The sequence below is a fragment of the Archaeoglobus sp. genome (assembly GCF_017656475.1).
GTDB lineage: Archaea > Halobacteriota > Archaeoglobi > Archaeoglobales > Archaeoglobaceae > Archaeoglobus.
In genome coordinates, this window is record NZ_JACDNT010000056.1 from 1 (window position 1) to 8,179 (window position 8,179).

Here is an 8,179-nt window from a genome sequence, read left to right on the forward strand (position 1 = left end):
TTTTCATTCTGATTTACTTTCTGAGAAGCAGTTTGTTCAGGGAGATGCGGAAATAGCAAATAGACTGAAAAACTTGAATCTGTTCTGTAAGTTGTCAATACTAGTTGTGATGTGGACAGGTCTCATAGTTTTTGTAGTAAAAGTTAAACTGAGAAAAGTTAATTATTTGACATGGAGACTACCAATAGTAATCTCGTCAATATACCAGCAAATACCTTAAAAATGCTAGAATTAGCATCCTTTGCACTTGATATTGGCAATGATTTTTCTAAAATCCGGGAATTGGGATGGGAGTATATACTGTTATTCACGTTGCGGTATTATAGAGACACACAATTAAGCGAGACAGAGATAATCGACAAAACTAAGGAGACTTTTGGTTTTGAAAACATACCTCCTTTTATCGTAAAAGAGGCTCTTAGGAGATTACTCGTAAAAAAAGATATTATCGAGCAAGAAAAACGTTACAAATTGACAACTCAAGGAATTAATAGGATAACTAAAATACTTACCAAACACAACGAAGTAAAATCAAAAGCAGAGGATATATTTATTAAAATATTTAAAAAGAATATTAAACGTAATCCATCTAAAAAAGAAATTGATATTGTAAAACGTTGTTTATATAGTTTTTTGGGAGAAGTGTTTGAAAGATGGGGATCATTAAGTGCTAAATTATTATTAACTCACAGTATGGATAGGAGTATTCCAAGATGTGAAGTAATCTTAGATAATGCTGTCTCAGATATTAGAGACGAAAATTTAAAAGAAGTTATAAAACTCACAATTAAACAACTTCTAGAGAAGGCATCGAAAGAAGAAACAATAGCGAGATATATCTCATCTATTGCTCAAACATATTATCTAATACAAATATTAAATTTAGATCCAGGACTAAAAAAACTGCAGAAAGAGAGCTTGGCAAATGTAACAGTTTTTTTAGACACAAATATAATAATACCACTACTATGTGAGGAGCATGAAGCTCATGATGCAGTGAGAGATGTAATTAAATACACTTCTCAATTGGGCATAAAATTATCGATAACAACACATACGAAAGAGGAGTTCCTTCGGAGACTAGAGTACAGTAATCATCTTTACTCTTACTACAAAGTTGAGATTTTAGGTCTAACAAACCTAGGGACCAAACGCGTGAAACAGTTGGTAGATGATGTATTTCTAAAAACATTTTTAAAAAGGAAGGAAAAACATGCTGGTTATTCTTGGAATGTATTTCTATCAGAGATGAAAAATTTTACTGAATTATTAAAAGACAAATTTGGAATTCTGCTAGATGATAGTGAAATCAGTCTAGAAAACGAAGAATTCCATAAAGTTCTTGAAGTTGTAAAAACTGCAAACTCGGAGAAAATTGAATCAGCGGTTAGACATGACGCTATAAATATACTTTTTGTTGACAGACTACGTCAAAATGACGCAGAATATGAGCTAATTGGACCTAGATACTGGTTTTTAACTCGTGATAGAACATTAATCTTTGCTGAAACTACACTTCTTGGAAAAGATTTACCAGTCTCGGTATTTGTTAGTGATTGGTTTGATATGGTCTTACCATTTATTTCAGCTGACGTTTCAAAGACTCTAACGGAGCTCTTAAAGTTGCAGTTGATTATTGACTCTGGAAATGGTATAGACGCTGAACAAGTCTTACTGGGGATTTCAGTGTTAGGACCATTAATCAATGACCCGGCTATATCAATAGACACTATTAGAAAGATTGTGGGGTCCACTTACGTACAGAGATATGTAGAGAATGTAAGAAAGTTAGAGCCGACTGAACTACTTGATAAAGCTAAAAGAGATTTTCTGGAAAAAGAGAGGGAGAAACTTAGGCAAGAGATACATAAAGAGTTTCGTGAACTCCTCGAAAAAGAGCGAGAAAGACATAAGCGTAAAAATATTTTGATTGTAGGATTGCTAATTGTTCTAATTATATTGGCAGCATACGTAATATACCTGCATTTTGGTATTTTAGTAAGTCTTGCAACAATTATAGGCCCGATAATTATCATTGCTAAAGTTATCGGAGTGTTAGGGACTGTATGGAATACTTTGGTAGGATTATATAATAAAATACTCAAATGGCTTCATTCCACCTAATGTTGAAATGCTTGAACAAAAAACTTAAGTATTATGAAATCTATCAACTATTGTGATAACCCAATTAGTGTTCGTCGGCCACCACAAGGAGCGACTTCTTGAGTCGGTAAGAGCTTTGAGGGAGCTGCCAGTCACAAAGATCATCCTTTTTGTTGGAGAGGAAGAGCTTCCCGGAGAAAAGAGGGCAAGAAAGACAGCTGAAGAGCTAAAGAAGGAGCTTGAGGTCGTCTGGGATGTTGAGATTGCAAGGGTTGACAAGAGGAACGCGATCAGGGCTGCAATGCAGCTCATAGAAATAATCGGAGCTGAGAAAGCTGAGGGGAGGGAGGTTATAATCAACGCATCAGGCTCTCTCCGCTCACTCGCCATAGCAGGATATATTGCCGCATGCGTTACCGAATCAAGAATTTTCACGTCCATACCCAAGTACAACGAGAATGAAGAGGAGATCGGGATAGAAGAAGTTATAGAGATCCCAACACTTCCAGTCGATTTTCCTGCAAAGGAGCAGATTGAGATTCTCGCGGCCATAGATGGTGGAGTGAATGCTCTTGATGAACTGATTAAAAGGCTGAATCCGGGACTGGACAGAAAGAGCGAGGATTTCTTCAAGGAGAGAAGCAGGCTGAGCCACCACATAGCCAAACTGGAGAGAATGGGTGCAGTGAGGAAGGTAAAGGTTGGAAGGAACGTCAGGATTGAACTAACACCCCTCGGTGTTTTTCTGGTTAAGGGTGCGGGGGGTGCTGGTCTTGAGCTGCAGAAGGCGGTTTAAGGTTTATGGGGATGTGGTAGCGTGATAGAACTGATTACCCTCTCTCTGTTTTTCGTTCTCCTGGTTGTAATTTACTTCATCCACAGAAGGCAGAGGGAAGAGATTGCAGTTCTGAAGGAGAAGTTCAATGATGTCAGCCAGAACATCCCTGCCATTGTTGAGGGTGCTGTTTCGAAAACGTTTCAGAGCTCAGGCAGTGTGTTTGAGAGCCTCTTCGCCTCAGCCCTCACAAAGAATTCCGAGGTTATAAAGGGAGCCTTTGCAACCTCCCTCAAGGAGCTCGGAATTCAGGAAGACCTTGGAAAACTGAGCGAAGCCTCTGCAGATCTCAAAGCCATAACATCCGACCTTAAATCAATGTTTCAGGTCAAGCAATCGAGAGCCAAATTCGGTGAAATGCAGCTCGAAAGTCTTCTGAAGGACATTTTTCCTGCCAACAGGATCATGTTTCAGAAGAATATTGGAGTTGGGATTCCGGATGCGTGCATTCTTGTCGAGGACGGAAAGTTCCTCTGCATAGATTCCAAGTTCCCTCTGGAGAACTTCAAGAGGTATTCTGAAGCTGAGAGTGAGGCTGAGAAAAAGCAGCACTGGAACAGCTTCGTAAGAGACCTGAGAAAACATGTTGAAGATATAAGGAGCAAGTACGTCGGCAAAGAAAACACTCTCGACTTCGCCCTCATGTTCGTACCCTCCGACACAATTTTCTACCACATAATTTCTGAGGAGCCGGATCTGGCGGTTGAGGCGTCAAAGGCGGGTGTTATCCTGTCTTCCCCTTCAGTTCTTCCCGCTTATCTAAGCCTGATCTCAGCAAGGATCCGGGTTCAGGAGATTTCGAGGAGAGCAGAGGAGATACAGAGAAAGCTTGGAAAGATGGGGCAGTATATAGAGAACCTTGAGAATGATCTGGAAACGCTGTTCAGACACGTTGGAAACGCATCGAAGAAAGCTTCGGATGTGAGAACATCCTTCAGCGACCTGAAGAGCTATTTCTCCTCAGTCTGCAGATTTGAGGAGGTGGAAGAGTGAATGTAACCGTTTATGATGGAGCCGAAACAATAGGCGGGAACAAGATTTATGTTGAGGAGAATGGCAGAGGAGTTTTTCTGGATTTTGGCATGAACTTTGCGAAGTATGGAGAGTATTTCGCCGAATTTTTGAGTGAGAGAAGTGGCAGGGGAATTCACGACCCTCTTTACCTAGGCCTTATACCGGAACTCAACATCTATCGCTCTGATCTCATCCCTTCAGATGTTGATGTATCCCAGTACCCAAAACTGAATGTTGAGGCGGTTCTGCTCAGCCACGCCCACCTTGACCACTGCGGAAATGCTGGTTATCTGCACGAGGCCATACCACTGGTTGCATCAGCAACAACCCTCGCAATTTTGAAGGCGATGAGGGATTCTGGAAGGCCGGGAGCTGGTGGTGAAGTCGTTTACCACTCCCCAAAAGAGTTCGGTGAGGACAGCAGGGTTCTTAAAACTCCCTACGGGAAGCCCTATCAGGGCAGAGATTTTATCTGCACGGATAACATCAGCGACGAACTTAGGGATTTTCTCTGCTTCAAACCAGGGCAGGATTCGAAGAATGCGAAAAAGCTTCAAGCTGGGGATGTTTGCTGCATTGGTGACAGAGAACTCCCATTTGACGTGAAAGCGTTTGAGGTGGATCACTCAATTTACGGGGCCACCGCATACATCCTCTACGGCGATACGGCCATTGCCTACACTGGAGACATGAGGCTTCACGGAAAGAAGGGAGATGAGACCAGAAAATTCGTTAGAGGGGCGAAAGATGCTTCAACTCTTATCATCGAGGGAACTAGAGCTGGCAGAGGAGAGGACATTAACGTTTCAGAGAATGACGTTTACCAGAACTGCCTGAAGGCTGTTGAAGAAAGCAAAGGTCTGGTTATAGCGGACTTCTCTCCCAGAAACTTTGAGAGGCTTGAAACTTTCAAGGAAATTGCTGAGAAGACGTCAAGACAGCTAGTTGTTACAGCTAAAGACGCCTACATGCTCCACGCCATAGAACTGGTAGATGGTGTAAGCAGGATGGATGGTGTCGGGATATACAGGGAGCTCAAAGACAGGAGGGACAAGTGGGAGACCAACATCGTGATGAAAAACTGGGGCGAGAGCTACGTGGATCCGGTGGAGATAAGGCGGAATCCTGATGGCTACATCCTCTGCTTCTCTTTCTATGACATGAAGCACCTGCTGGATATCAAGCCTGAAGGTGGAGCTTACGTTTACTCTTCAAGCGAGGCACATAGCGAGGAACATGAGTTCGACTTTCTCAGGCTTTACAAATGGCTTGCTACGTTTAATTTCAAGGTTTACGGATTCGAGATGGTTTTTGAAGGTGAAAGGCCAGAGCCGAGATTCGTGAAGGGCTACCACGCTTCGGGACATGCATCGAAAGACGATCTGAGGTGGATTATTGAGCAGATCGACCCTGATAAGATTATTCCGGTGCATACCGAGAATTCTGAGCGCTTTGCCGAGAACTTTGGGGTGTGGTTTTGCTTAAAAATAGGAAGAGTGTAGAGGTGAGCTGACCCTACGTGAAACTCAATTTCGGCAGCAGTACAACTGAGTCAGATTTGTTATGACTTCAAAGCCTCAAGCACAACCTCGGAGATGTCTCTAACCTCCAGTTCGAGCCCCTCATCACTTACAGCATTATCAAGCATCATCAGGCAAACCGGGCAGGACGTGACAAGAATTTCAGCAGTCTCGGCAGCCTCCTTAACTCTAATCCTTGCTGGGCTATCTTTACCACCAAGGTAATCGGTGTAGAAATTTCCGCTTCCTCCTCCGCAGCAGAAGGAATCTTTGCGGTTTCTCGGCATTTCGTAAAGACTTCCAATTCTCGACAGCAGTTTTCTAGGCTCTTTGTAAACGCCATTCCACCTTCCGAGAAAGCAGGGATCGTGGTATGTTAGCTTCTCCTTAACCCTCCTAACTTTCAGCTCTCCGTTATTCACAAGATTCCAGAGGAGCTGGGTGTGGTGAACTGCATCCATACCATAGTAATTTTTGAAGGCGTTGAATGCGTGTGGATCTGGGGTTAAAACTTTCTTCACGCCCCTCTCCTCAAATCTTCTCCGATTCTGCTCCATAAGCTGCTCGAATAAGCCAAATTCACCCATGACCATTGCCTCATTCCCTTCACAAATTTCATCGCTGAAAACACCGTAATCCACACCCACAGCATCGAGCAGCTCCAGCAGAGCCTTCAGAGACCTCTTTGCCCTGTCGTCGTAGGTAGCCACACAGCCTGCATGCAGCAGAAACTCGTTGTTGGCGTAATCCCTTCCAACCCACTCAAGCCTTCTGGCAGCGTAGCCCCAGGGATTGCCAAACTTTGCGAGATTGCTGAAGAACTCCCCAACCTTCTTCGGAACCTGTCCCCTCTCAACCATGTCGCTTCTTGCAGCGATGAAGACATCCACGAGCTGCTCGTTGAATTTGAAAACGCAGTGCTCAACGCAGTTTCTGCATGTGGAGCAGGAGTACATTATCTCCCCCAAATGTTCGCTCCACTCTATCTCGTTGTTCATCCACGCTCTTATCAGCCACATCCTCCCGCCGGAGAAGTAGGTTTCAAAGCGGTATTTTGCATACGATGGGCAATTGATCTCCGAGTAGTCTGACGGGAATTTGCAGTATCCGCATCTGAAGCAGCGGTGAACGATTTCAGCATAATTGACCTTCTCCATCATCATTTCACCTCCCAGTTTCCGGGGTTCATTACGCCATTGGGATCCAGCATCTCGATCACACTCTTTATCAGCCTCTTCGCCCCTTCATCCATACTTTCCAGTATCAGCTGCTGCGCTGGAGCCTCAGCCTTCCATGGTATTCCACCCATTTCCAGTACAGCTTTGTTGGTTTCATGCAGAGCCTTTCTAGCCCTTTCAACATCCTCCTCATCTGCTCTGTTGAAAGGATAGGCATAGGCGAACATCATGCAGTGCGATCTGCCGATGATGCGTATGCTGAAGGCCCAGTCAACCCCCAGCCTCTCCACGATCTCCAGACCTCTCTGATAAGCAACATCGAACAGATCAACCGGCAGAATTGCCCCAACGTACTCGAATCCCCCTCCCTTTCTCACGTCTGCAAACCTGACAAGCTGGGACATCGGCTCTTGAAGGAACATCGCCTTCATTGCGGGTGTAAGGTATAGAAATCCCCCCTCCTTCTGCTTTATGTAGTCCATCAGGGCATTGCGAATGATCTTCTCCTTGAATTCAAGTTCCTCCTCGCTGTCCGCTGTTACATATATCGTCGTGTGCTGGAATCCCTCGGCCCACTCAGGCTTTGGCTGCGCCCACACCGTGATATCCTCTGCCATCTCCGTGTGGGCAACTTTCCATATCACATCGCTCACATAAGATGGATTCTCGGTTACGAAGATCATCACATCTCTGTAGCGGTGCTTGGGGAAGAGCTTGATACCCAGCTTGGTAACGATTCCCGTCCTGCCGAACCAGCCGATGAAGAGTCCTGCGAGGTCGGGCAAGGGGGAGCGGGAGAACCAGTAGGGGGAGACGCTGCACGAACCAACTCTGCATACCTCCCCTGTCGGCAGTACGACCTCCATCCCAGTTACCATCTCCGAATGAAAGCCGTAGATCTGGGACAATCTGCCGGATCCGTGAATAAGGGCGTTGGCGGTAACGGTGGCTATTGGTGGCGCGTCTGGAGTTGAAATGCGGAGAGAAGGATACTTTTTGTCGAGGTAGGCCTTGAGCCTGCCCTCACTCACTCCTGCTTCGACCACAGCGTACCTCGCCCTCTCATTTACCTCGATTATTCTGTCCATTCTCTTCATGTCAACAACTATCCCGCCCCTAAGAGGCCTGACCAAACCGCTCAGCGACAACGCTCCTCCCATCGGCACAACCGGAACCTTATGCTTGTTTGCCAGCAGAACGATTTTCTGCACCTCTTCAGTCGTTTTCGGCATCACAACGTAATCCGGCTTAACTGGCGGCATTGTTCCTGGGTCTGAGGAGTAAATGTACAGCTCCTCTGGCTCCTTTGAGACATTCTCCTCGCCAACAATTGCCTTAAGCTCCTCGTACATCTCAACCACGCCCCGGAATTTTTGGCATCTCACCAACTGCAAGCCTGCACAGATCGCTGACGAGAATTGGCATCAGTCCAGCCTTTGCAGTTCTTTCTGCCAGTGCAACGTAGCACATGGGACAGTTGAAAACTGCAAACCTCGCTCCAGATTTTACCATGTCCTCCACGTTCTTCT

Annotated in this window: 7 protein-coding genes; 5 read left to right on the forward strand and 2 right to left on the reverse strand. The window is 45.0% G+C overall.

What is annotated here, in order from left to right; translation table 11 throughout:
• The 5 genes from H0Z19_RS10965 to H0Z19_RS10985 all read left to right on the forward strand — a co-directional run.
• The coding region (locus tag H0Z19_RS10965) for a hypothetical protein (protein WP_290726576.1) at window positions 1–220 on the forward strand (220 nt) is incomplete at its 5' end.
• 2 nt (window positions 221–222) lie between these two features.
• Window positions 223–2,124, forward strand: coding sequence for a hypothetical protein (locus H0Z19_RS10970; RefSeq protein ID WP_290726579.1), 1,902 nt, complete (start codon window positions 223–225; stop codon window positions 2,122–2,124).
• Between the two features lie 52 nt (window positions 2,125–2,176).
• Window positions 2,177–2,899: a DUF6293 family protein gene (locus H0Z19_RS10975; protein ID WP_290726581.1), complete on the forward strand. Its 723-nt coding sequence runs from the start codon at window positions 2,177–2,179 to the stop codon at window positions 2,897–2,899.
• Between the two features lie 21 nt (window positions 2,900–2,920).
• On the forward strand, window positions 2,921–3,931 hold the full coding sequence (locus H0Z19_RS10980) for a DNA recombination protein RmuC (protein ID WP_290726583.1): 1,011 nt from the start codon (window positions 2,921–2,923) through the stop codon (window positions 3,929–3,931).
• A complete protein-coding gene (locus H0Z19_RS10985) occupies window positions 3,928–5,454 on the forward strand; it encodes an MBL fold metallo-hydrolase RNA specificity domain-containing protein (protein ID WP_290726585.1) in 1,527 nt (508 codons plus the stop codon). The genes H0Z19_RS10980 and H0Z19_RS10985 overlap by 4 nt, the downstream gene beginning before the upstream one ends.
• A gap of 59 nt (window positions 5,455–5,513) precedes the next feature.
• Here the strand turns inward: H0Z19_RS10985 and H0Z19_RS10990 are convergent, their stop codons facing one another.
• A complete protein-coding gene (locus tag H0Z19_RS10990; RefSeq protein ID WP_290726587.1) occupies window positions 5,514–6,632 on the reverse strand; it encodes a (Fe-S)-binding protein in 1,119 nt (372 codons plus the stop codon).
• Window positions 6,632–8,002, reverse strand: a complete 1,371-nt coding sequence (locus H0Z19_RS10995; RefSeq protein WP_290726588.1) for an FAD-binding oxidoreductase — start codon at window positions 8,000–8,002, stop codon at window positions 6,632–6,634. Before H0Z19_RS10995 ends, H0Z19_RS10990 begins: the two co-directional genes overlap by 1 nt.
• Window positions 8,003–8,179: the final 177 nt, after the last annotated feature.